Below are 22,545 nucleotides of genomic sequence, written 5' to 3' on the forward strand. Positions count from 1 at the left end.
CTATGCCCCCGAGCCTGAGCAAACCCCTGGCCCCTTCCTGGGTCAGCCGATTCAAGGAACAAAGCCTGGAGCGTGGCCGCCGCTACGCACTGGAAAACCGCGCCAGGATCGTCGAGGCCGGCGACAGCACCATCACCGCCAGTTGCGAAGGCTCTGGCGGCAATGTTTACCGTCAGACCATTACGCTGCGCGAATCCGCCAAAGGCACTCTGTTGTTGGTCGATGCAACGTGCAGTTGCCCGGTGCGCGTTAACTGCAAGCATTGCGCTGCGGTGCTGCTGAAAGTCCAGGAAACCCTTGAGTACCCGGCCGCTACCAAAGATGCCGAGCTACTGGAAAAGCTTCAGGCGGTTCTGGAAAATCGCACGCCCGCACCGCTGCCGCAACAATTGGTGGACAACGTGCAACCGGTGCCGCGCCTGTGGCTGGCGAGCATCGAGTTCAGCGCCTTCGAACCGCGCAACGGTAAAATGCAGCGCTACATCCAGCACCGTGCCGCGTTGTCCTTCAGCTATCTGGATGAATACGTCAGCGGGCAGAAAAATGCCGACATCCTGATCCGACAGGAACAGCAAACTTTACGGATCAAACGCCAGCCGGACGTCGAAAAAGCCTACCGCGAACAGTTGCGAATCCTCGGCTTCAAAGTCGCGACGAGGCAAAGCAAAGCCTTGCCGGAAAGTGCCGGCGAACTCTATGAGATGGTCAACGACAGCGCATGGCTGACCTTTACCCTCAATGAGCTGCCCAAGTTGCGCGCCCAAGGCTGGGAACTGCAGATTGACGAAGACTTCGGCTTTGACCTGACAGCGGTCGATGACTGGTACGCCACGGTCGAAGAGGCGCCGGAACGCGACTGGTTTGATCTGGAACTGGGGATTATCGTCAATGGCGAGCGCCTCAGCCTGCTGCCGATCCTGCTGAACCTGATGCGCTCGCATACCGAGATTCTCAACCCGGAACGCCTGGCCAGACGCCGCGACGACGAGTTGATTCTGGTGAACATCCCGCACCGTCCGAACTCCGAATACGGCCCGTTGCAGGTCGCGCTGCCGTTCGGTCGTTTGAAGCCGGTGCTGGCGACCCTCGGCGAGTTCTACTTGCAAGAGCCCGGCGAAACCCGATTGCGCCTGAGCAGCGCCGACGCCACCCGCCTGAATCCGCTGGAAGATATGCCCTTGCTCTGGGAAGGTGGCGAGCACATTCGCACCTTCGCCCAGCGCCTGCGCGACATCAAGGACTACACCACCGAGGCGCCCGAAGGCCTGAATGCCACATTGCGGCCTTATCAGCTTGAAGGTTTGAGCTGGATGCAATCGCTGCGGCAACTGGAAGTCGGCGGCATCCTTGCGGACGACATGGGCTTGGGCAAAACCCTACAGACCCTGGCGCATGTGCTGACCGAGAAAAACGCCGGACGCCTCGACCGGCCGTGCATGGTGGTGATGCCCACCAGCCTGATTCCCAACTGGCTCGATGAAGCGGCGCACTTTGCTCCACAGCTCAAAGTACTGGCGCTGTATGGCGCCGGCCGTAAAAAACACTTCGAGCATCTGGCCGAATACGATCTGATCCTCACCACCTATGCGCTGCTGCCCAAGGATGTCGAACGTCTGGCAGTGCAGCCATTGCACGTACTGGTGCTCGACGAAGCGCAATACATCAAGAACCCCAACAGCAAGGCCGCTCATGCGGCGCGAGAGCTCAACGCCCGCCAGCGCCTGTGCCTGAGCGGCACACCGCTGGAAAATCACCTGGGTGAGCTGTGGTCGCTGTTTCACTTCCTGCTGCCCGGCTGGCTGGGCGACGTGAAAAGCTTTAATCGCGATTACCGCGTGCCGATCGAGAAACGCGCCAGCGACGTACGACTGCAACACCTGAACGGTCGGATCAAACCATTTCTGCTGCGCCGAACCAAGGAACAGGTCGCCACCGAACTGCCGCCGAAAACCGAGATCATCCATTGGGTCGAGCTCAACGAGGCGCAGCGCGACGTTTACGAAACCATGCGCCTGGCCATGGACAAGAAAGTCCGCGACGAGATCACCCGCAAAGGCGTGGCTCGCAGCCAGATCATTATTCTTGAAGCGCTGCTCAAGCTGCGTCAGGTGTGCTGCGATCTGCGCCTGGTCAATGAGGCTGCCCTGCCCACGCGCGGCAGCACCTCGGGCAAGCTCGACAGCCTGATGGAAATGCTTGAAGAGCTGTTCGAAGAAGGCCGCAAAATCCTGCTGTTTTCACAGTTCACCTCGATGCTGTCGCTGATCGAAGCCGAGCTGGATAAACGCGGCATCGCTTACGCACTGCTGACCGGGCAAACCCGCGATCGACGCACACCCGTGAAAGATTTCCAGAGCGGAAAGCGTCAGATTTTTCTGATCAGCCTGAAAGCCGGTGGCGTTGGCCTGAACCTGACGGAAGCCGATACGGTGATTCACTACGATCCGTGGTGGAACCCGGCGACGGAAAACCAGGCCACCGACCGGGCTTACCGAATCGGCCAGGAGAAGCCGGTGTTCGTCTACAAGATGATTGCTCGCGGCACCGTCGAGGAGAAAATCCAACATTTGCAGAAGGAAAAATCCGACCTGGCGGCCGGCGTACTGGACGGGCGTACGACCGGGGACTGGAAGCTGCAGAACGACGATATCGAGGCGTTGTTTGCGCCGTTGCCGGACAAGTCGAAAATTTAGCGGCGACTGCAAGATCGCCATCGCGAGCAAGCTCGCTCCCACACTGGACCGAGTTCTGACGCAAGACTCTCGGCATACACTGATCTAATGTGGGAGCGAGCTTGCTCGCGATGGGGTCGACTCGACATTACTGGTACTCAGCCCGCCAACACCCGTGCCAATGTCGATTTCACCTTGCCCATCCCGTCATGCAGCGCCTGTTCGATCTCGGCCATGGTAATCACTGCCGTCGATTTGCCCGCCGCCGGGTTCACCACCAGCGCCAGACACGCGTAATCCAGTTCCAGCTCACGGGCCAATGCGGCTTCCGGCATGCCGGTCATGCCGACGATATCGCAACCGTCACGCTCCAGACGGGCGATCTCGGCAACCGTTTCCAGACGCGGCCCCTGCGTGCAGGCATACACACCATGACTGCTGTAAGCACAGCCTTCAGCCGCCAACGCGGCAATCAGTTGCTCGCGCAATGGCTCACTGTAGGGATAGCTGAAGTCGATGTGGGTGACCTGCTCCAGGTCATCGGCAAAATAAGTGTGCTGGCGACCGCTGGTGTAGTCGATCAACTGATGGGGCACACAAAAATGTCCGGTGCCCATGGCGGCATGAATCCCACCGACCGCGTTGACCGCCAGAATGGCCTGCGCGCCCGCCTGCTTCAGCGCCCACAGGTTGGCCCGGTAATTCACCTGATGCGGCGGAAAACGGTGCGGATGGCCGTGACGAGCGAGGAACAGCACTTCACGCCCGGCGTACTCACCGATCTGGATTTCGGCCGACGGCGTACCATACGGCGTGTCCAGGGCCAGTGACTGGCGAATGCTCAAACCTTCGAGCTGGGTCAGACCGGTGCCACCGATTATCGCGTAAACCGTCATTGCAAAAAGTCCTTAATCAATCAGTTGGGCATCTTTGAGCGCGCCAAGGGCGGTAAGCCAACGCGGATCCTGTCGATAATCAGTGCTGGCGAACGACTGGCTACGCATCCGCGCGATGCGTGCAGACGGTTTGACCTTCAAGCGCTGAGCCGCGCTCAGGGCCAGTTCGGCGGCCGCACGATCATTGCACACCAGGCCCATGTCACAACCGGCAGAAAGCGCCGCTTCGATCCGGCTGGCAGCGTCGCCGACCACATGGGCACCGGCCATCGACAGATCATCACTGAAGATCACCCCGTCAAACTGCAACTCGCCGCGCAGGATGTCCTGCAACCAGCGGCGCGAAAAGCCGGCCGGCTGCGAGTCAACGTGCGGATAGATCACGTGAGCGGGCATCACGGCCGCCAGCTGCTTGCTCAAGCGCGCGAACGGTACGAGGTCCTTGGCGCGGATTTCATCGAGACTGCGCTCGTCATTTGGAATGGCGACGTGCGAATCCGCCTCCGCCCAGCCGTGGCCAGGGAAGTGCTTGCCGGTAGCCGCCATGCCTGCGCTGTTCATGCCGCGAATGAACGCCCCTGCCAGCAAGGCTGCGCGCTCTGGATTGCCTTCGAACGAACGGGTACCGACCACGGCGCTGCGCTGATAATCGAGATCCAGCACCGGAGCGAAGCTCAGGTCGAGGCCGACGGCCAGCACTTCGGTCGCCATGATCCAGCCACACTGCTCGGCCAGGTATTCGGCATTTGGGTTGTCAGCAATCGCCCGCATCGCTGGCAGACGCACGAAACCCTGACGCAGGCGCTGCACCCGGCCGCCTTCCTGGTCCACCGCCAACAGCAGGTCGGGACGCACCGCGCGGATCGACGCACTCAACTCGCGAACCTGACGAGGATGCTCGATGTTGCGCGCAAAAATGATCAGGCCGCCCACTTCGGGCTGACGCAACAGTTGGCGATCTTCGGCCGTCAGCCAGGTACCGGCGACGTCCACCATCAACGAGCCTTGCAGGCCAGCAGTCATAGAAATTCCTTGATAACGAAAAGCGCACGCGGCGCATCTTTGAAGAGCCCGGACCGATGCAGACACACGACTTCGCCGCCAAGAGCTATGCCCGGCGGGATGTGGTCGGTAAAAGTGAAATCGAGCGGGTCTGAAACGAGAGTCGGCATGGGCGGCTAGCTTAGCGGATGTAAGCTGCCGCGCCCACCCGTGTGCGGTTAAACCTTGGCGGCCACGGGTGCCGATTTGCTGCGAGGACGCAACTGGGCGCTCGCCATGGCATCGTCGGTGACGCCGGTTTCGGCGCGCATGCCAGCGGCCAGGAACGGCACCATCAGACGCATCACCTGCTCGATCGAGGTGTTCACCCCGAAATCGGTCTCGGCGATCGCGCGCAAGGCCTTGATCCCCGACATGCTGAACGCCGCGGCACCGAGCATGAAGTGCACCCGCCAGAACAGCTCGATAGGCGGAATACGCGGCGCGGCATCATTGACCAGCATCATGTAACGACGGAACACCTTGCCGTACATGTCTTCCAGGTAACGACGCAAGTGCCCCTGGCTCTGGCTGAACGCCAATCCCAACAGGCGCATGAAGATCGACAGGTCATTGCCGCTGCGTGGCTGCACCACGAGGGCTTGTTCGACGAGTATTTCCAGCAGTTCTTCGAGGCTCGGCTTGTTGTCCGGTCTGGCCTGACGGCGCTCCAGCTCGCGATCGAGGCTGCTGCAGAAAGGCCCGAGAAAACGCGAGAAGACCGCTTGAATCAACGCCTTCTTTGAGCCGAAATGATAGTTCACCGCCGCCAGATTGACCCCAGCCTTGCTGGTGATCAGCCGCAATGAAGTTTCGGCAAAACCTTTTTCCGCGAACAACTGCTCGGCAGCATCGAGAATGCGTTCAACGGTTTCCGACTGGGCCATGGCTACTCCGCCTGACAAACACTTGTTTGAAACATACGTTTCAGCCTGTGCATTGTCAAGCCTGCCAGTTCGTTTTGCGAACGGTCGGTCAGCTATTTAACCATACAAGTCGGGAGCTGTAGCCAGTCCTACAGACAGCGAGCTGACGATCTGCAAACCGACCGTCCAGCGGCCGGGTAAAAAAGGAGGATTGCCAAGATCACTTCACTGTATATAATCCCAGTCACTGTATAAAAAGACAGAGCGATCGACATGCTAAAACTGACGCCACGCCAAGCTGAGATTCTGGCTTTTATCAAACGTTGCCTCGAAGACAACGGCTATCCGCCGACCCGCGCAGAAATCGCCCTGGAGCTAGGCTTCAAGTCGCCTAACGCGGCTGAAGAACACCTCAAGGCACTGGCGCGCAAAGGCGCGATCGAAATGACGCCCGGCGCCTCGCGCGGCATTCGCATCCCGGGCTTTGAAGCCAAAGCCGATGAATCCACTCTGCCGATCATTGGTCGGGTTGCTGCTGGCGCTCCGATTCTCGCTCAACAGCACATCGAAGAATCCTGCAACATCAATCCTTCCTTCTTCCATCCACGCGCCGACTATTTGTTGCGCGTTCACGGCATGAGCATGAAGGACGTGGGGATTTTCGACGGCGACCTGCTCGCCGTGCATACCACCCGTGAAGCCCGTAACGGCCAGATCGTGGTTGCACGGATCGGCGACGAAGTAACCGTCAAACGCTTCAAGCGCGACGGCAGCAAGGTCTGGTTGATTGCCGAAAACCCCGAGTTTGCCCCGATCGAAGTGAACCTGAAAGATCAGGACCTGGTGATTGAAGGCTTGAGTGTCGGCGTCATTCGCCGCTAAAGGAGGCGTTATGCAGTTCCCTCACACACCACAGCACGCACAACTTCCGCTGTTCGAAGCGTTCATGGCTCAGCCGCTGGCGCCGATTCTCAAAGACGTGGTCGAGTCGCCCTGGAGCGCCGAACCTGAAGCGTTCAGTGAGCTGTCATTGCGTGGTGCGGCCGGAAACTGCCTGAACCTTCTCGCCCCTATCCTCAGGGAACTGAGTCAGGATCAGGACGCTCGCTGGCTGACGTTGATTGCACCCCCCGCCAGCCTGACTCAAGCCTGGCTGCGAGATGCCGGCCTGAACCGCGAACGCATTCTGCTGTTGCAACCGCGAGGAACTCAAAGTGCTCAGCAACTGACTTGCGAAGCCTTGCGCCTGGGTCGTAGCCATACCGTTGTGAGCTGGCTGAACCCGCTGAACTCCAGCGCACGGCAACAGTTGATCAGCGCCGCCCGTACCGGGGATGCGCAAAGTCTGAATATTCGACTGGGTTAAGTGACACGCACTGTGCGCTTGAAAAGCGCAGGGCTTCTCCAGGACAGAGAAGCCAATCTGTAACTTTGATATGAAAAGATGCCCTACGAAAAGCCGACAAACGGAATCAATGAAGAATCCGCGGCCCTTCTTCTTTGTCGAATTCGCCTTCAACCAAGCGCCCAGCCATCTGCACACCCACGCTCAACATCGCCTTGGCGACTTCAACGTGCTGGCCTTGCAGGAACGCCTTGGCGTCTTCAGAGAAGTCCAAAGTCACCAGAGAACCCTCGTCCTCAGCTCTGCGCAGCTCAATACGGCCGTCTGGCAGCTCGACAATTTCTAGAAAGGACGTTGGCATAAAGGTCTGTTCTCCACGAAAGGCGGGGATTATATAGTCATCAGCGCAGCTTCGCTCGGGATCTTGACCGGCTGCACGCCTCCGAACTCGATTGCTGGAGATCATCCCTGACCCATCGGCACCCATGAACACGCAGCGTTCAGAGCAAGACTCAACACTCGTTCAGGCCTTCACGAAACCGAATGGCCAGGCTTTTAAGGTTCTGACGCCAGCTCTCAAGCTCCTCTCTGCTCAGCTCAGCCTCGGGCTCATCATCAAGACTCACCGCAACGATCAGCGGCTGTGTCACATCACCCTTGGGCTTGTGCGGCACGCGTGGTGGCTGAAACAGCGCGGCATGGGCAGCCAGAAGCTTTGCCAGCCAGGTTTCAGGGTTGTGCGCCAACTCGACCATTTCCGCCATCTCCGGAATAGCGATGGTTTCGAGCACTTCACGGGTCAGCAGCAATTCTGCTCGCGGCGCATTGGCCTGAGGCAAGCGGTAGAAACCGGCGATCTCATGACACAGGCCCAGCAGCGCGCCGTACAAATGAAACAACGCTGACTCGCGCCCTGCCTGGATCAGCGCCGGGGAGTTCATCGCCCGCCCCTCTTCCGCTCGGGCCAGTGCCTCAAGCGACAGACCGGCGAAGTAAATTTTCTGATTGGTACGGGTATAGAGCTCAAAGGCCATGACGGCAGTCTCCACAACGAAATAAGACGCGTGATGCAGGTCTGACAGTGTCAAGGATCAGACGAGTCCACTGCAAGCCCAAAACAAAGGCCGCATGAAAACCCGAGGGTTCGCATGCGGCCTTTTGCATCGCATTGCCCGGTTACTTGGCTACGCGCTTGTCTTCAACCACCCACTTGCCACCGTCATAGAACGCCTTCCAACCGGTAGGCTTGCCTTCGACTTCGGTCTGCACGTACTGCTCCTTGGTCTTGCGGCTGTAACGGATCACCGCCGGGAGACCATCCGGATCTTTCTTCGGCGCTTCGCACAGGAAGTGGTACTTCGGATCGATCTCATCCTTGTGCGGCACAATCTCGATCACCAGCGGAGCACGGGTCTCGCGGTTTTTCGGGAACTGGCTCGCCGCCAGGAACAGACCGGAAGCACCGTCACGCAGAATGTAGGTGTCGTTGACCTTCTCGCACTTGAGTTCGGGCATCTTCACCGGATCCATCTTCGGCGGCGCCGCGTCACCGCTTTTGAGCAGTTTGCGGGTGTTCTTGCAGGTCGCGTTGGTGCAACCGAAGAACTTGCCGAAACGGCCCGTCTTCAACTGCATTTCGCTGCCGCACTTGTCGCATTCCAAACTCGGACCTTCGTAGCCCTTGATGCGATAGCTGCCTTCTTCGATCTCGTAGCCGGCGCAATCCGGGTTGTTACCGCAGATGTGCAGCTTGCGCTTCTCATCCAGCAGGTAAGCGTCCATCGCGGTGCTGCAGATCGGGCAACGATGCTTGCCACGCAACACCAAAGACTCCGACTCTCCCTCGTCGTCCGCAGCGATTTCATCGCCCGGCACCAGGTTGACGGTGGCCTTGCAGCGTTCTTTTGGCGGCAGGCTGTAACCCGAGCAACCGAGGAACACACCGGTCGAGGCAGTACGAATTTGCATCGGACGACCGCACGTGAGACACGGAATGTCGGTCATGACCGGCTGGTTGGCGCGCATGCCGTTTTCCGCGCTCTCGGCTACTTCGAGTTTCTTCTTGAAGTCGCCGTAGAACTCGTCGAGCACGTTTTTCCAGTCACGTTCGCCCTGGGCGACGTCATCGAGGTTCTCTTCCATGCCGGCGGTGAAGCCGTAGTCCATCAGGTTCGAGAAGCTTTCGGACAGGCGCTCGGTGACGATGTCACCCATCTTTTCCGAGTAGAAACGACGGTTGTGCAGCGCGACATAGCCGCGGTCCTGGATGGTTGAAATGATCGCCGCGTAGGTCGAAGGACGACCGATACCGCGTTTTTCCATCTCTTTAACCAGGCTCGCTTCCGAGTAACGCGCAGGCGGCTTGGTGAAGTGCTGGCTCGGATCAAGCTTGATCAGCTTCAGTACATCGCCCTGCGCCATGTCCGGCAGCACATCGTCATCGCCAGGCTTGGCCATTTGCGGCATGACGCGGGTGTAACCGTCGAACTTCAGGATGCGGCCCTTGGCACGCAGTTCGAAGCCGCTAGCTGCGACGCTGACGGTGGTCGACAGGTATTTCGCCGGCAGCATCTGGCAAGCGACGAATTGGCGCCAGATCAGCTCGTAGAGACGCTCAGCGTCACGTTCCATGCCAGACAGCTTGCTTGGATCGGTATTCACGTCAGAAGGACGAATCGCTTCGTGAGCCTCTTGCGCGCCTTCCTTGCTGCTGTAGACGTTCGGTGTTTCCGGCAGATACTTGCTGCCGAACTCGCCTTCAATATAAGTACGCGCCATCGCCACGGCATCGGCCGAGAGGTTGGTCGAGTCGGTACGCATATAAGTGATGTAGCCAGCTTCGTACAAACGCTGGGCCATCATCATGGTTTTCTTCACGCCAAAGCCCAGGCGATTGCTGGCAGCCTGTTGCAGCGTGGAGGTGATGAACGGCGCCGACGGCTTGCTGCTGGTCGGTTTGTCTTCGCGTTTGGCGATGGTGTAGCTGGAAGACTTGAGCTTCTCCAGCGCGGCCATGGCCTGGGCTTCGTTGAGCGGCTTGAAGGCTTCGCCGTTTTCACGGGCCACTTCAAAACGCACATTGGCGCCCTTGGCAGTGCCGAGGTCAGCGTGGACTTCCCAGTACTCTTCCGGGTTGAACGCGCGAATCTCGCGCTCACGCTCCACCACCAGCTTCACGGCTACCGATTGCACGCGACCGGCGGACAGACCGCGAGCGATCTTGGACCACAGCAGCGGCGAAACCATGTAACCCACCACGCGGTCGAGGAAGCGACGCGCCTGCTGAGCGTTGACCCGATCGATGTCCAGCTCGCCTGGCTGTGAGAAGGCTTCCTGAATCGCCTTCTTGGTGATTTCGTTGAACACCACGCGCTTGTAGCGGCTGTCGTCACCACCGATGGCTTCGCGCAGGTGCCAGGCAATGGCTTCCCCCTCGCGATCCAAGTCGGTTGCGAGATAGATGGTGTCAGCATCCTTGGCGAGCCGGCGCAGCTCTTCGATGACCTTTTCCTTGCCTGGGAGGATCTCGTACTTGGCTTTCCAGCCATGATCGGGATCGACACCCATGCGCGAGACCAGCTGCTTGCGCGCCTTTTCTTTTGGCGACAGCACCGGCGCTTCACCAGCAGCAGCCTTGCCACGCTTGGCGGCAGGCTCTTTGCTGGCGCTAGCCGAACCGCTGGTGGGCAGGTCTCGGATATGGCCGATACTCGACTTCACCACGTATTGGTTACCCAGATACTTGTTGATGGTCTTGGCCTTAGCCGGGGATTCCACAATGACCAGCGATTTGCCCATGGATCAGAAAATTCCTGAATTCTAGAAGTGAAAGGCGGTTGGCGCCTGACGCGGCACCGCTATATATAGTGGCAACAAGGTGAGGTCAAGCGCAGGGTTCTGCGCGCTCTCAGCTTATGGCCTTGAAAAAAGGCTCGGTTCGGCTTGCACCAAAGCAAAGCGCGGGACCTGTTCGCCGTCAACTTCGACCGACTCCAGGAACATGCTCAAGGGACGCACCCAAAAGCCGTAATCGCCATACAGGGCTTGGTAGAAGACCACTTCCTCTTCGGTCTCGGAGTGCCGCGCAACACTGAATACGCGGTACTGCGGACCTTTGTAATGCTGGTAGAGCCCTGGTTGTATCGGCATGGTCTGGCCCTCACTCAAATCTCTTGAAATAAAAAATAAAAAAAACTTCAGAAAAACAAAAACCGGGGCACATGGCCCCGGCTTCCGTCGACGAATCGCTTAAACGCGTTCGAAGACGGTGGCAATGCCCTGGCCGAGGCCAATGCACATGGTCGATACACCGAAAGTGCCGCCATTCTGCTTCATTACATTGAGCAGGGTGCCGGAGATACGTGCACCGGAGCAACCGAACGGGTGGCCCAGGGCGATCGCGCCGCCGTGCAGGTTAACCTTCTCGTTCATCTTGTCGAGCACTTTCAAATCTTTCAGCACTGGCAGGGCCTGTGCAGCGAAAGCTTCGTTGAGTTCGAGGAAGTCGATATCGGCAATTCCCAGACCTGCACGCTTCAGTGCTTTCTGTGTCGCCGGTACTGGACCATAGCCCATGATCGCCGGGTCCACACCCGCCACTGCCATCGAACGGATCACCGCCATTGGCTGGATGCCCAGGTCCTGTGCACGCTGTGCCGACATCACGATCATGCACGAAGCACCATCGGTGATCTGCGACGACGTACCGGCTGTCACGGTGCCGCCCTTGGGATTGAACGCCGGCTTCAACGCCGCCAGGCTTTCCAGGGTGGTTTCCGGACGGATGGTTTCGTCGTAGTCGAACAGCTTCAGGAAACCGTTCTCGTCGTAACCCTGCATCGGGATGATTTCGTCTTTGAACTTGCCTTCCACCGTCGCTTTATGGGCGAGTTGGTGGGAGCGCACGCCGAAGGCATCCTGCTGCTCACGGGTAATGCCGTGCATCTTGCCGAGCATTTCCGCAGTCAAACCCATCATGCCCGAGGCTTTCGCCGCGTACAGCGACATGTGCGGGTTCGGATCGACACCGTGCATCATGCTGACGTGACCCATATGCTCGACGCCGCCAACCACGAATACGTCACCGTTACCGGTCATGATCGCTTGCGCTGCGGTGTGCAGTGCACTCATCGACGAGCCACACAGACGGCTGACGGTCTGACCTGCAGCGGTGTGCGGGATCTGAGTCATCAGGGACGCCATGCGGGCGATGTTCCAGCCCTGCTCCAGGGTCTGGTTCACACAGCCCCAGATCACGTCTTCGACTTCACTCGGGTCGACCTTGACGTTGCGTTCCAGCAATTTGCTGATCAGGTGCGCCGACATGTCTTCAGCGCGGGTGTTGCGGTGCATGCCGCCCTTGGAGCGGCCCATCGGAGTACGACCGAAGTCGACAATCACGACGTCTCTAGGATTCAAGCTCATATAATTTCACTCTCGCTCTAGTGTGGGCGCTTAACCGAAGAAGCTCTGGCCGTTTTCGGCCATCTCGCGCAGCTTCGCGGTCGGGTGGTACAGCGCGCCCAAATCAGCGTACTGGTCAGCCAGGGTAACGAACTCTGCAACACCGATCGAGTCGATGTAGCGCAGTGCGCCGCCACGGAATGGAGGGAAACCAATACCGTAGACCAGACCCATGTCGGCTTCGGCAGCGGTTTCAACGATGCCGTCTTCCAGGCAACGCACGGTTTCCAGGCACAGCGGGATCATCATCCAGTTGATGATGTCTTCGTCGGTCACTTCACGCTGTTCGAAAACGATTGGCTTGAGCACTTCGAGCACCGACGGATCGGCTACTTTCTTCTGCTTGCCGCGCTTGTCGGTCTCGTAGGCGTAGAAGCCCTTGCCGTTCTTCTGGCCCAGGCGCTTGGCTTCGTAGAGCACGTCAACGGCCGAACGACGGTCGTCTTTCATGCGATCCGGGAAACCTTCAGCCATCACGTCACGACCGTGGTGGCCGGTGTCGATACCGACCACGTCCATCAGGTACGCCGGGCCCATTGGCCAGCCGAATTTTTCCATGATCTTGTCGATACGGACGAAGTCCACACCGGCGCTGACCAACTTGGCGAAACCACCGAAGTACGGGAACAGTACACGATTGACCAAAAAGCCCGGGCAGTCGTTGACGACGATCGGGTTCTTGCCCATTTTCTTGGCGTAGGCAACAGTCGTGGCAACGGCCAGCTCGCTGGACTTCTCGCCACGGATGACTTCAACCAGCGGCATCATGTGCACCGGGTTGAAGAAGTGCATGCCGACGAAGTTTTCCGGACGCTTGAGGGCTTTGGCCAACAGGCTGATGGAAATGGTCGAGGTGTTCGAAGCGAGGATAGTGTCCTCTTTGACCTTGTCTTCGACTTCGGCCAATACCGCTTGCTTGACCTTGGGGTTCTCGACAACCGCTTCGACGACCAGGTCGACGTGGCCGAAATCACCGTAGGACAGGGTTGGACGAATGCCATTGAGCACTTCGGCCATTTTGGCAGCGGTCATGCGACCTTTATCAACGCGGCCAACCAGCAGTTTCGCGGCTTCAGCCAGGCCCTGCTCGATACCGTGCTCGTTGATGTCCTTCATCAGGATCGGCGTGCCTTTGGACGCCGACTGATAAGCAATACCGCCACCCATGATACCGGCGCCGAGTACGGCAGCCTGTTTCACGTCTTTGGCGATTTCGTCGTAGGCCTTGGCCTTTTTCTTCAGCTCCTGATCGTTCAGGAACAGACCGATCAAGCTCTGCGCGGCAGAGGTCTTGGCCAGTTTGACGAAACCGGTAGCTTCAACCTCCAGAGCCTTGTCACGACCGAAGTTCGCGGCTTTCTGGATAGTCTTGATCGCTTCGACCGGTGCCGGGTAGTTCGGACCAGCTTGACCGGCCACGAAACCTTTGGCGGTTTCGAAAGCCATCATTTGTTCGATGGCGTTCAGCTTGAGCTTTTCCAGCTTCGGCTGACGCTTGGCCTTGTAATCGAACTCGCCGGAAATGGCGCGCTTGATCAGCTCCAGGGCTGCTTCCTGCAGCTTCTCTGGAGCCACGACCGCATCGACTGCGCCGACTTTCAGCGCGTCTTCCGGACGGTTTTCCTTACCGGCGGCAATCCACTCGATGGCGTTGTCGGCACCGATGATGCGCGGCAGGCGAACAGTACCGCCGAAGCCTGGGTAGATGCCCAGTTTGACTTCCGGCAGACCGATCTTGGCCTTGGTGGACATGACGCGGTAGTCCGCCGCCAGGCACATTTCCAGACCGCCGCCCAAAGCAATGCCGTTGATCGCGGCTACGGTCGGGACATTGAGGTCTTCGAAATCGCTGAAAATCTTGTTGGCTTCGAGGTTGCCAGCAACAAGCTCTGCATCCGGCAGCTTGAAGTTGTCGACGAATTCGGTGATGTCGGCGCCGACGATGAAAACGTCCTTGCCACTGCTGACGATCACACCCTTGACCGACGCATCTGCCTTGATGGCGTCTACGGCCGAACGCAGTTCGTTCAGGGTTAGACGGTTGAACTTGTTGACGGACTCACCCTTGAGGTCGAATTTCAATTCGACGATGCCACTTTCAAGAGCCTTAACCGTGATGGCTTTACCTTCGTAAATCATCAACTGATCTCCACGATATGGAAGCTGAACAGTACACGTCGGACGCTGACGTTCTGGCTCGGCATGGACGTTACCGTCGATGCTAACGCCATTCCACCAGGCACACCCGCCAACGCGATAGTCGGGATTCTGTAGGAGCTGTCTGTAATACAAACGCTCAATTCATACGCCCGTTTGATTTGGGTACGCCACCTTCACGGAATTTCCGACAATTGTCAATCGCCCAAAATGCGGGTTGTAACTCGACTTTGCGGTCATATCCGTACCACGAAGACCTGCAACACACGGATGCATGTGCAGCCATTCATAGAATCAATATTTAGAAACGTCGCCCTAATTAGCTGCGCAACTGGAAATACACAGCTACGCTGGCGGGGACGATAAACGGAAAACAGAGGCGCTTATGGCGAACGCCAAGCGCAAGATCAGCGCCACGCCTCGGATAGCGTGACGATTCAGCGAATTTCCGGCCTGCCTGGCCAACTCCAGCCCGATGAAGATGTCGGGCTTTTTATTGCCTGAGTTTATGTGTGCATGTAGGAGCTGCCGAAGGCTGCGATCTTTTGATCCTGGCAGTCTTGAAGATCAAAAGATCGCAGCCTTCGGCAGCTCTACGGGGGATTGCGTTTCAGGCTAATGCCTTCAGCACTGCATCGATTTCATTCAAAACACTGGCCTCGCCCCGCTCCCCCCAATACAAAGTGATCATTTGCTTGTCGGCCTCAACCTTGTAGACGTTGGCCGGCAACTTCCGGAAATGAATCAGCAACGACTCATCCTGACAAACTTCCCGCCATTGATTGACCCACACGCCCGGTGCACTTTGCCAATAGATCCAGCACGCCGGCTGATTACCACGTCGCGGCCGATGGTATTGCGCACACGGGCTGGGAGGCTCTGGTTCCAGCCAATGCGGCCACTCCTGCGGCGCCAGTTGCATGGCCAGGCCGATACGTCGCGCCTCCATGCGCAAGGCCATCTGCCCACCCTGTTTACGCGAAGGCCGCAGCCATGCCAGCGGACTCAGCACCACCGCGAGGATTGACACCACTATCCAGACCGTCATATCTGTACTCCCGATTCTTGATGGGCAGATTGATCCATGCCGGAACCAATCCGCTTGAAACCAGCCATACTTACCGTTATCGCAATCCTCAGGAGGAGCACCTCATGCCCTACCACCATATTCTGGTCGCCGTAGATCTAACCGAAGAGTGCGATCCTGTGATTCACCGTGCTCGCGAGATATCGGTCGGCAGCGGTGCCAAATTGTCCCTGGTTCACATTGTCGAACCGATGGCCATGGCCTTTGGTGGTGACGTGCCGATGGATCTGTCGCAGTTGCAGCAGCAGCAATTTGATCAGGCCAAGGAGCGCCTTGAGCGCCTGATCAACAAGTATCCTGAACTCTCCAAAGAAAACAGCCACCTGACCTATGGCCAACCACGCCAGGAAATCCATCATATGGCCAAGGAACAGGAGTGCGACCTGATCGTCGTCGGTAGCCATGGCCGCCACGGCCTCGCACTGCTGCTGGGCTCCACCGCCAATGACGTGCTGCATGGTGCGCCTTGCGATGTACTGGCAGTGCGCCTGATCAAAAGCTAAACCCCGTGCCCCTGTGGGAGCGAGCTTGCTCGCGATGGCGGCTTGTCAGTCAACATTGATTTCGACCGACAGGGCCTCATCGCGAGCAAGCTCGCTCCCACAATGAATTTATTTCGGTCTGCAGACCGTGTTCCATATGAAAAGCCCGACGTTCAGTGATGAACGTCGGGCTTTTTTACATCAGCAGCGGATCAATCAGGCATCCAGCTCGGCCCAGCGCTCGACCAATACGTCGAGTTCCGCTTGCAGTTGCTCAAGCTGTGCGATGACCTTGGCGGTTTCGGCAGCCGGACGCTGATAGAAACCGGCATCGGCCATTTCGGTTTGCACCGCGGCGATCTGCTGTTCCTTGGCGTCGATATCGCCCGGCAGCGCTTCCAGTTCACGCTGCAGCTTGTAGCTGAGCTTTTTCTTGGCCACTGGCGCTTCTTGAGCAGCCACTGGCGCAGGCGCCGCAGTGACAACCGCTGAGCTCAGGTCGGCCTTGCCGGACTTGCTCTCGGTCACGCCCAACAGACGCGGCGAACCGCCTTGACGCAGCCAGTCCTGATAACCACCGACGTATTCACGAACCTTGCCTTCACCTTCGAAGACCAGGGTGCTGGTGACCACGTTGTCGAGGAATGCCCGGTCGTGGCTGACCATCAGCACGGTGCCGTTGAAGGTCAGCAAGACCTCTTCCAGCAGCTCGAGAGTTTCCACGTCGAGGTCGTTGGTCGGTTCGTCGAGTACCAGCAGGTTAGCCGGCTTGCTGAACAACTTGGCCAGCAACAGACGCGCACGCTCACCACCGGACAACGCCTTGACCGGCGTGCGAGCACGCTGCGGGCTGAACAGGAAGTCGCCGAGGTAGCTCAGTACGTGACGGCTCTGACCGTCGATATCGATGAAGTCGCGACCTTCGGCGACGTTGTCGATCACGGTTTTTTCCAGATCCAGCTGATGGCGCAACTGATCGAAATAGGCCACGTCGATTCGAGTGCCCTCCTCGACTTTACCGCTGGTTGGCTGCAAGCCACTGAGCATCAGCTTCAGCAACGTGGTTTTGCCAGTACCGTTGGCGCCCAGCAGACCGATACGGTCGCCGCGCTGCAGGACCATGGAGAAATCCTTGATCAGGAATGGGCCGTCCGGGTGAGCGAAGCTGACGTTATCGAGAACCATCACCTGCTTGCCGGACTTGTCGGCCGTTTCCAGCTGAATGTTGGCCTTGCCGGTGCGCTCACGACGCTCGCTACGCTCGACGCGCAGGGCTTTCAGGGCACGCACGCGGCCTTCGTTACGGGTGCGGCGGGCCTTGATACCCTGGCGGATCCAGACTTCTTCCTGGGCCAGACGCTTGTCGAACAGCGCGTTAGCGGTTTCTTCGGCCGCCAGCGTGGCTTCCTTGTGAACGAGGAAACTGGCGTAGTCGCCGTTCCAGTCGATCAGGCCACCGCGATCCAGTTCCAGGATGCGGGTTGCCAGGTTTTGCAGGAACGAACGGTCGTGCGTAATGAACAGCACAGCGCCCTGAAAATCCTTCAAGGCCTCTTCGAGCCAGGCAATCGCACCGATGTCCAGGTGGTTGGTCGGCTCGTCGAGCAGCAGCAGATCCGGCTCGGAAACCAGAGCCTGGGCCAGCAAGACGCGGCGACGCCAGCCGCCGGACAATTCGGCGAGGGTTTTGTCAGCCGGCAACTGCAAGCGGCTCAAGGTACTGTCGACCAATTGCTGCAAACGCCAGCCATCGCGGGCTTCGAGGTCGTGCTGGACGTGCATCAGCTTGTCCAGATCGGCTTCGGTAACGCAGTTCTGACTCAGGTGGTGATACTGCGCGAGCAATTCGCCCACACCGTCCAGGCCTTCGGCAACCACGTCGAATACTGTCCGCTCGTCGGCCACCGGCAGTTCTTGCGGCAATTCGCCAATCTTGAGGCCAGGTGCGCGCCAGACTGAGCCGTCATCAGGCTTCTGATCGCCCTTGACCAGCTTCATCATGCTGGATTTGCCAGTGCCGTTGCGGCCGATGATACACACCCGCTCACCACGGGCGATCTGCCAGGACACCTTGTCCAACAACGGCATAGCGCCGAAAGCAAGGGACACATCGCTGAATTTGAGCAGGGTCATGAGCTTCTCCAAAAACCGGGCGCGCATTCTACCTGACTTGCGACGTCAGAAGGCTGGCATTTTCAATGTCGAAGCGCTAGGGGGCGTTCTCAATCAGTTTCCCCGCCGCGTTGTCGCCTTAAAGCGGGCCAGGCAAGGCGCAGGCCGCTGGGAATGGCGCTCCCTTTCCAAGGCCTGCAACGCAGCCTGGCCCGCTTTAAGGCACAACCCGAAGGGCCGGGCCTGCTGTTGCGCAGGGCTGCGTTGCTCGAAGCTTATTTGGAATGACCAAACCACGCTTCTCGCGCCTTGCCCTGCACAACAGCAGACCCGGCGCGGTGGGGAAACTGATTGAGAACGCCCCCCAAGCACAACAATTGTTGCGAACTTGTGCCAACGAGCCGGCAAAGCTTTCACCGGTTGCTGGCAAAAGGCTAAGCTACAGGCAATCAGTGCTGGCACCTGCTGGCACTTGTCATGATTTCTCTGCCCGGATGTCTCATGCGCAGTCGCATTTTCAGCTTGTTATCCTGTTTGCTTCTTTCTGCCACTGCCGTCCAATCCGCCCAGGCGGTGGACCTGTTCACCCAGCGCCAGTATTACGATGAGGCCAAGCGCGCCTTGGCCAAGGGTGATACGGGCCCGTATTTTCGCTACAGCCAGGCCCTTAGCGACTATCCGCTGGAGCCTTACCTCGCCTACGACGAATTGACCGCCCGCCTGAAAACCGCGAGCAACGACGAAATCGAAAGATTCCTCGCCGAGCACGGCGACCTACCGCAAGCCAACTGGATGAAGTTGCGCTGGTTGCGCTGGTTGGCTGATCGCGGCGACTGGTCGACCTTCGTCAAGTACTACGACCCCAAGCTCAATTTCACTGAACTGGACTGCCTCAACGCGCAATATCAGATCGGTCACAACCTCAAGTCCGAAGGTTACGCCAACGCTGAAAAGCTCTGGCTGACCGGCAAATCCCAGCCTGAAACCTGCGATTCATTGTTTGCGCAATGGGCCGCCGAGGGCCAATTGACCGAACAAAAACGCTGGGAGCGCGTCAAACTGGCCGCTCACGCACGCAACTATGCGTTGGCCAACAGCCTGATCAATAACATGACTACCCTGGCACCCCGCGGGCGCTTATTGGTTGAGGTCGCGCAGCGACCTGAAATGCTCGACCAGCCTTCACGCTTCACCCCGGCCGATGAAGCCATGTCCGACATTGTCAGCCTTGGCCTGCGCCGCTTCGCGCGCCAGGACCCGGACCGGGCGATGGCTCTGCTCGACAGTTACGCCAGCAGCATGCATTTTTCCCGCGATGAAAAAGTCGCTATCGCCCGTGAAATTGGCCTGACTCTGGCCCGGCGCTTCGACAGCCGCGCCCTTGATGTAATGACCAAATACGACCCGGAGCTGCGCGATAACACCGTTTCCGAGTGGCGCTTGCGCTTGCTGCTGCGCCTGGCGCGCTGGGACGACGCGTATCAGTTGACACGCCGCTTGCCGCAGGATCTGGCCACCACCAACCGTTGGCGCTACTGGCAGGCCCGCAGCCTGGAACTGGCCCAGCCACAGAACCCGGAAGCGCAAACCCTGTACAAGAGCCTCGCGCGTGAGCGTGACTTCTATGGATTCCTTGCCGCTGACCGCTCGCAATCGCCTTATTCGCTGGTCAACAAACCACTGGTGTTGAGTCAGGCACTGATCAACAAGGTTCGCAACACGCCGGGCGTACGTCGGGCGCTGGAGCTCCATGCTCGCGGGCAGATCGTCGACGGGCGCCGCGAGTGGTACTACGTCAGCCGCCATTTCAGCCGTGACGAAATGGTTGCCCAGGCGAAACTGGCCTATGACCTGAAGTGGTATTTCCCGGCGATCCGCACCATCAGCCAGGCGCAATACTGGGACGACCTGGACATTCGCTTCCCGATGGCTCACCGCGAAACCCTGGTACGTGAAGCCAAGGTCCGTGGCCTGCATTCGAGCTGGGTGTTCGCCATTACCCGTCAGGAAAGCGCGTTCATGGACGACGCCCGCTCCGGCGTCGGCGCCAGCGGCTTGATGCAACTGATGCCTGGCACCGCCAAGGAAACCGCGCGCAAGTTCAGCATTCCGCTGGCCTCGCCGCAGCAAGTGCTGGACCCGGACAAAAACATCGAGCTCGGTGCGGCCTACCTGAGTCAGGTCCACAGCCAGTTCAGCGGCAACCGGGTCCTCGCTACCGCCGCCTACAATGCTGGTCCCAGCCGTGTTCGCCAGTGGCTAAGCGGTGCCAACCACCTGAGCTTCGATGTCTGGGTGGAAAGCATCCCGTTCGACGAAACCCGCCAATACGTACAGAACGTGCTGTCCTACTCGGTGATCTACGGCCAGAAGCTCAACTCGCCGCAGCCGCTGGTGGATTGGCATGAGCGGTATTTCGACGATTTGTAAGCGGTAATGCCGGTTATGTAGGAGCTGCCGAAGGCTGCGATCTTTTTGTTGAAGCATCAAAGCAAGATCAAAAGATCGCAGCCTTCGGCAGCTCCTACAGTGGTCATTCAGCCCCGAAAAGATCGCCGCCTTCGGCAGCGCCTACAAACTGCAACGCCGCCAGCCGCGCATACAGCGCATTGCTGGCAATCAGCTCGTGGTGCGTGCCAATCGCTACCAGTTTTCCCTGATCCATCACCGCGATCCGATCAGCGTTCTTTACTGTGGCCAGGCGATGGGCGATGACCAGCGTGGTGCGGTTTTTCATCAGGCTGGGCAGCGCCTGCTGGATCAAGTGTTCGCTCTGCGCGTCGAGGGCACTGGTGGCTTCATCCAACAGCAGGATCGGCGCATCCACCAACAACGCTCGGGCAATGGCCAGGCGCTGGCGCTGACCGCCGGAAAGACCAAGGCCGCCGTCACCAAGATGAGTCTGGTAGCCATCGGGCATTTTTTCGATGAAATCGTGAGCATAGGCAATCTTCGCCGCTTCCTGGACCTGGGCCAAGGTCGCCGAGGGTTTGCCATAGCGGATGTTCTCTTCGATGCTGCCAAAGAACAGCGCCGGATTTTGCGAGACCAGTGCGAAGCAACGACGCAAATCCATAGGATCAAGTTGAGTCAGCGGCACGCCATCCAGCAGGATGCGGCCAGCTATCGGATCGTAGAAACGCAGCAACAGGTCATAAACCGTCGACTTGCCAGCCCCCGAAGGCCCGACCAGCGCGAGGGTTTCGCCCGCCTTGACCGCGAGACTCAAACCATCGATAGCGTAGCTTTCGGGCCGTGAGGGGTAGGAAAAACGCAGATCTTCGAGCAGCAAATCGCCACGCACTCGATCAGGCAATGTCACCTGCCCCGAGACCGGTGGCTGGATGATGTTTTCCGAACGCAGCAACTCGGCAATCCGCTCAGCCGCACCGGCCGCCCGCTGCAGCTCACCAATGACTTCGCTCAAGGTGCCGAAAGCGCTGCCGACGATCAGGCTGTAGAACACGAACGCCGCCAGTTCGCCCGCGGAAATACGCCCGGCCATCACGTCCATGCCGCCGACCCAGAGCATCACCGCGACCGCCCCCAGCACCAGCATGATTACCAGGGTAATCAACCAGGCGCGCTGGACGATACGCTTTCGCGCGGTATCGAAAGCCTCTTCCACGGTGACTGCGAAACGCTGTTCGTCCTGCACCTGATGGTTGTAGGCCTGCACGGTTTTGATCTGACCGAGGGACTCCGCCACATAGCTGCCGATGTCGGCGATACGGTCCTGACTCAAACGCGACAGGCGGCGCACCCGGCGACCGAAGATCAGAATCGGCGCGATCACCAACGGTAGCGCCACCACCACGATGCTGGTGAGCTTGGGATTAGTGATAAACAGCAACACGATCCCGCCGATCACCATCAGCAAGTTGCGCAAAAACAGCGACAGCGACGAACCGATTACCGATTGCAGCAGCGTGGTGTCGGCGGTCAGGCGCGACTGGATCTCCGAGCTGCGATTGTTCTCATAGAACCCTGGGTGCAGGTAAATCAAGTGATTGAACACCTGCTGACGGATGTCCGCCACGCAGCGCTCACCGATCCACGACACCAGATAAAAACGCATAAAGGTGCCGATCGCCAGACCGAACACCAGCAACATGAACACGCCAATGGACTGATTGAGCAACTGCGGTGACTGGGTCATGAAGCCCTGATCCACCAACAGGCGAATGCCCTGCCCCATGGACAAGGTGATGCCGGCAGTGACGATCAGCGCCAGCAAGGCACCGAGCGCCTGCCAACGGTACGGCGCGACAAAACGACTGGCCAGGCGAAGCGCACGGCGGTGACGAGCAGAAAGCATGAGGATCATCCGAAAGCGAAAACTGAAGGGATCAATCCAGTCAAGCCTACACCGGTCGATCCGCCGCAACCCTGTAAATCACAATGAGTCAGGTTAAATATGACCG

General features: G+C 58.8%; 17 protein-coding genes. 5 read left to right on the forward strand and 12 right to left on the reverse strand.

Annotation, left to right across the window (positions count from 1 at the left end):
* Positions 1–2 precede the first annotated feature (2 nt).
* Positions 3–2,693 (forward strand): DEAD/DEAH box helicase, encoded by a 2,691-nt coding sequence (locus tag AC1RKH_RS19070; protein ID WP_493061690.1) that lies wholly within the window; start codon positions 3–5, stop codon positions 2,691–2,693.
* Between the two features lie 137 nt (positions 2,694–2,830).
* Here the strand turns inward: AC1RKH_RS19070 and AC1RKH_RS19075 are convergent, their stop codons facing one another.
* From AC1RKH_RS19075 to AC1RKH_RS19085, 3 genes are all read right to left on the reverse strand, one after another.
* Positions 2,831–3,568 carry an S-methyl-5'-thioinosine phosphorylase gene (locus tag AC1RKH_RS19075; RefSeq protein ID WP_493061689.1) on the reverse strand — a complete coding sequence of 246 codons (738 nt, stop codon included), beginning with the start codon at positions 3,566–3,568 and terminating at the stop codon, positions 2,831–2,833.
* 12 nt (positions 3,569–3,580) lie between these two features.
* Positions 3,581–4,591: a beta-N-acetylhexosaminidase gene (gene nagZ / locus AC1RKH_RS19080; protein WP_493061688.1), complete on the reverse strand. Its 1,011-nt coding sequence runs from the start codon at positions 4,589–4,591 to the stop codon at positions 3,581–3,583.
* A gap of 197 nt (positions 4,592–4,788) precedes the next feature.
* The gene (locus AC1RKH_RS19085) at positions 4,789–5,496 is read right to left on the reverse strand and encodes a TetR/AcrR family transcriptional regulator (protein WP_493061687.1); all 708 of its coding nucleotides are present in this window, start codon (positions 5,494–5,496) and stop codon (positions 4,789–4,791) included.
* A gap of 252 nt (positions 5,497–5,748) precedes the next feature.
* Here AC1RKH_RS19085 and lexA point away from each other — a divergent pair, with 252 nt between their 5' ends.
* A complete protein-coding gene (gene lexA / locus AC1RKH_RS19090) occupies positions 5,749–6,357 on the forward strand; it encodes a transcriptional repressor LexA (RefSeq protein ID WP_019692743.1) in 609 nt (202 codons plus the stop codon).
* 10 nt (positions 6,358–6,367) lie between these two features.
* A complete protein-coding gene (sulA, locus tag AC1RKH_RS19095; protein ID WP_493061686.1) occupies positions 6,368–6,841 on the forward strand; it encodes an SOS-induced cell division inhibitor SulA in 474 nt (157 codons plus the stop codon).
* Positions 6,842–6,947: 106 nt separating this feature from the next.
* Here the strand turns inward: sulA and AC1RKH_RS19100 are convergent, their stop codons facing one another.
* From AC1RKH_RS19100 to AC1RKH_RS19130, 7 genes are all read right to left on the reverse strand, one after another.
* A complete protein-coding gene (locus tag AC1RKH_RS19100; protein WP_123426092.1) occupies positions 6,948–7,181 on the reverse strand; it encodes a hypothetical protein in 234 nt (77 codons plus the stop codon).
* 151 nt (positions 7,182–7,332) lie between these two features.
* The gene (locus tag AC1RKH_RS19105) at positions 7,333–7,854 is read right to left on the reverse strand and encodes a DUF6586 family protein (protein WP_493061685.1); all 522 of its coding nucleotides are present in this window, start codon (positions 7,852–7,854) and stop codon (positions 7,333–7,335) included.
* A gap of 142 nt (positions 7,855–7,996) precedes the next feature.
* On the reverse strand, positions 7,997–10,618 hold the full coding sequence (gene topA / locus AC1RKH_RS19110; RefSeq protein ID WP_493061684.1) for a type I DNA topoisomerase: 2,622 nt from the start codon (positions 10,616–10,618) through the stop codon (positions 7,997–7,999).
* A gap of 114 nt (positions 10,619–10,732) precedes the next feature.
* On the reverse strand, positions 10,733–10,969 hold the full coding sequence (locus AC1RKH_RS19115; RefSeq protein WP_019692748.1) for a DUF1653 domain-containing protein: 237 nt from the start codon (positions 10,967–10,969) through the stop codon (positions 10,733–10,735).
* 99 nt (positions 10,970–11,068) lie between these two features.
* Entirely contained in the window at positions 11,069–12,244 is a 1,176-nt protein-coding gene (gene fadA, locus AC1RKH_RS19120) for an acetyl-CoA C-acyltransferase FadA (protein WP_493061683.1), read from the reverse strand.
* A 30-nt stretch (positions 12,245–12,274) separates the two neighbouring features.
* Entirely contained in the window at positions 12,275–14,422 is a 2,148-nt protein-coding gene (fadB, locus tag AC1RKH_RS19125; RefSeq protein ID WP_493061682.1) for a fatty acid oxidation complex subunit alpha FadB, read from the reverse strand.
* Between the two features lie 628 nt (positions 14,423–15,050).
* Complete coding sequence (locus AC1RKH_RS19130) at positions 15,051–15,488, reverse strand: hypothetical protein (RefSeq protein ID WP_493061681.1); 438 nt, start codon at positions 15,486–15,488, stop codon at positions 15,051–15,053.
* Positions 15,489–15,592: 104 nt separating this feature from the next.
* On the opposite strand from AC1RKH_RS19130, the gene AC1RKH_RS19135 reads away from it, so the two are divergent.
* A complete protein-coding gene (locus tag AC1RKH_RS19135; protein WP_262117248.1) occupies positions 15,593–16,030 on the forward strand; it encodes a universal stress protein in 438 nt (145 codons plus the stop codon).
* Between the two features lie 195 nt (positions 16,031–16,225).
* On the opposite strand, the gene AC1RKH_RS19140 is transcribed toward AC1RKH_RS19135, so the two are convergent.
* Complete coding sequence (locus tag AC1RKH_RS19140; RefSeq protein WP_493061680.1) at positions 16,226–18,142, reverse strand: ATP-binding cassette domain-containing protein; 1,917 nt, start codon at positions 18,140–18,142, stop codon at positions 16,226–16,228.
* A 480-nt stretch (positions 18,143–18,622) separates the two neighbouring features.
* Here AC1RKH_RS19140 and AC1RKH_RS19145 point away from each other — a divergent pair, with 480 nt between their 5' ends.
* A complete protein-coding gene (locus tag AC1RKH_RS19145; RefSeq protein WP_123425837.1) occupies positions 18,623–20,551 on the forward strand; it encodes a transglycosylase SLT domain-containing protein in 1,929 nt (642 codons plus the stop codon).
* A gap of 103 nt (positions 20,552–20,654) precedes the next feature.
* Here AC1RKH_RS19145 and AC1RKH_RS19150 read toward each other — a convergent pair whose 3' ends face one another.
* Entirely contained in the window at positions 20,655–22,448 is a 1,794-nt protein-coding gene (locus tag AC1RKH_RS19150; protein WP_493061679.1) for an ABC transporter transmembrane domain-containing protein, read from the reverse strand.
* Positions 22,449–22,545 lie beyond the last annotated feature (97 nt).

The sequence above is a fragment of the Pseudomonas sp. GW822-FHT06B12 genome (assembly GCF_058799675.1).

Bases quoted from the DNA above. Each gene is read 5' to 3' on its own strand.
- topA (WP_493061684.1), bottom strand. From the start codon at position 10,618: ATGGGCAAATCGCTGGTCATTGTGGAATCCCCGGCTAAGGCCAAGACC.
- AC1RKH_RS19115 (WP_019692748.1), bottom strand. From the start codon at position 10,969: ATGCCGATACAACCAGGGCTCTACCAGCATTACAAAGGTCCGCAGTAC.
- AC1RKH_RS19130 (WP_493061681.1), bottom strand. From the start codon at position 15,488: ATGACGGTCTGGATAGTGGTGTCAATCCTCGCGGTGGTGCTGAGTCCG.
- AC1RKH_RS19145 (WP_123425837.1), top strand. From the start codon at position 18,623: ATGCGCAGTCGCATTTTCAGCTTGTTATCCTGTTTGCTTCTTTCTGCC.
- fadB (WP_493061682.1), bottom strand. From the start codon at position 14,422: ATGATTTACGAAGGTAAAGCCATCACGGTTAAGGCTCTTGAAAGTGGC.
- AC1RKH_RS19135 (WP_262117248.1), top strand. From the start codon at position 15,593: ATGCCCTACCACCATATTCTGGTCGCCGTAGATCTAACCGAAGAGTGC.
- nagZ (WP_493061688.1), bottom strand. From the start codon at position 4,591: ATGACTGCTGGCCTGCAAGGCTCGTTGATGGTGGACGTCGCCGGTACC.
- fadA (WP_493061683.1), bottom strand. From the start codon at position 12,244: ATGAGCTTGAATCCTAGAGACGTCGTGATTGTCGACTTCGGTCGTACT.
- lexA (WP_019692743.1), top strand. From the start codon at position 5,749: ATGCTAAAACTGACGCCACGCCAAGCTGAGATTCTGGCTTTTATCAAA.
- AC1RKH_RS19075 (WP_493061689.1), bottom strand. From the start codon at position 3,568: ATGACGGTTTACGCGATAATCGGTGGCACCGGTCTGACCCAGCTCGAA.
- sulA (WP_493061686.1), top strand. From the start codon at position 6,368: ATGCAGTTCCCTCACACACCACAGCACGCACAACTTCCGCTGTTCGAA.
- AC1RKH_RS19150 (WP_493061679.1), bottom strand. From the start codon at position 22,448: ATGATCCTCATGCTTTCTGCTCGTCACCGCCGTGCGCTTCGCCTGGCC.
- AC1RKH_RS19100 (WP_123426092.1), bottom strand. From the start codon at position 7,181: ATGCCAACGTCCTTTCTAGAAATTGTCGAGCTGCCAGACGGCCGTATT.
- AC1RKH_RS19140 (WP_493061680.1), bottom strand. From the start codon at position 18,142: ATGACCCTGCTCAAATTCAGCGATGTGTCCCTTGCTTTCGGCGCTATG.
- AC1RKH_RS19085 (WP_493061687.1), bottom strand. From the start codon at position 5,496: ATGGCCCAGTCGGAAACCGTTGAACGCATTCTCGATGCTGCCGAGCAG.
- AC1RKH_RS19070 (WP_493061690.1), top strand. From the start codon at position 3: ATGCCCCCGAGCCTGAGCAAACCCCTGGCCCCTTCCTGGGTCAGCCGA.
- AC1RKH_RS19105 (WP_493061685.1), bottom strand. From the start codon at position 7,854: ATGGCCTTTGAGCTCTATACCCGTACCAATCAGAAAATTTACTTCGCC.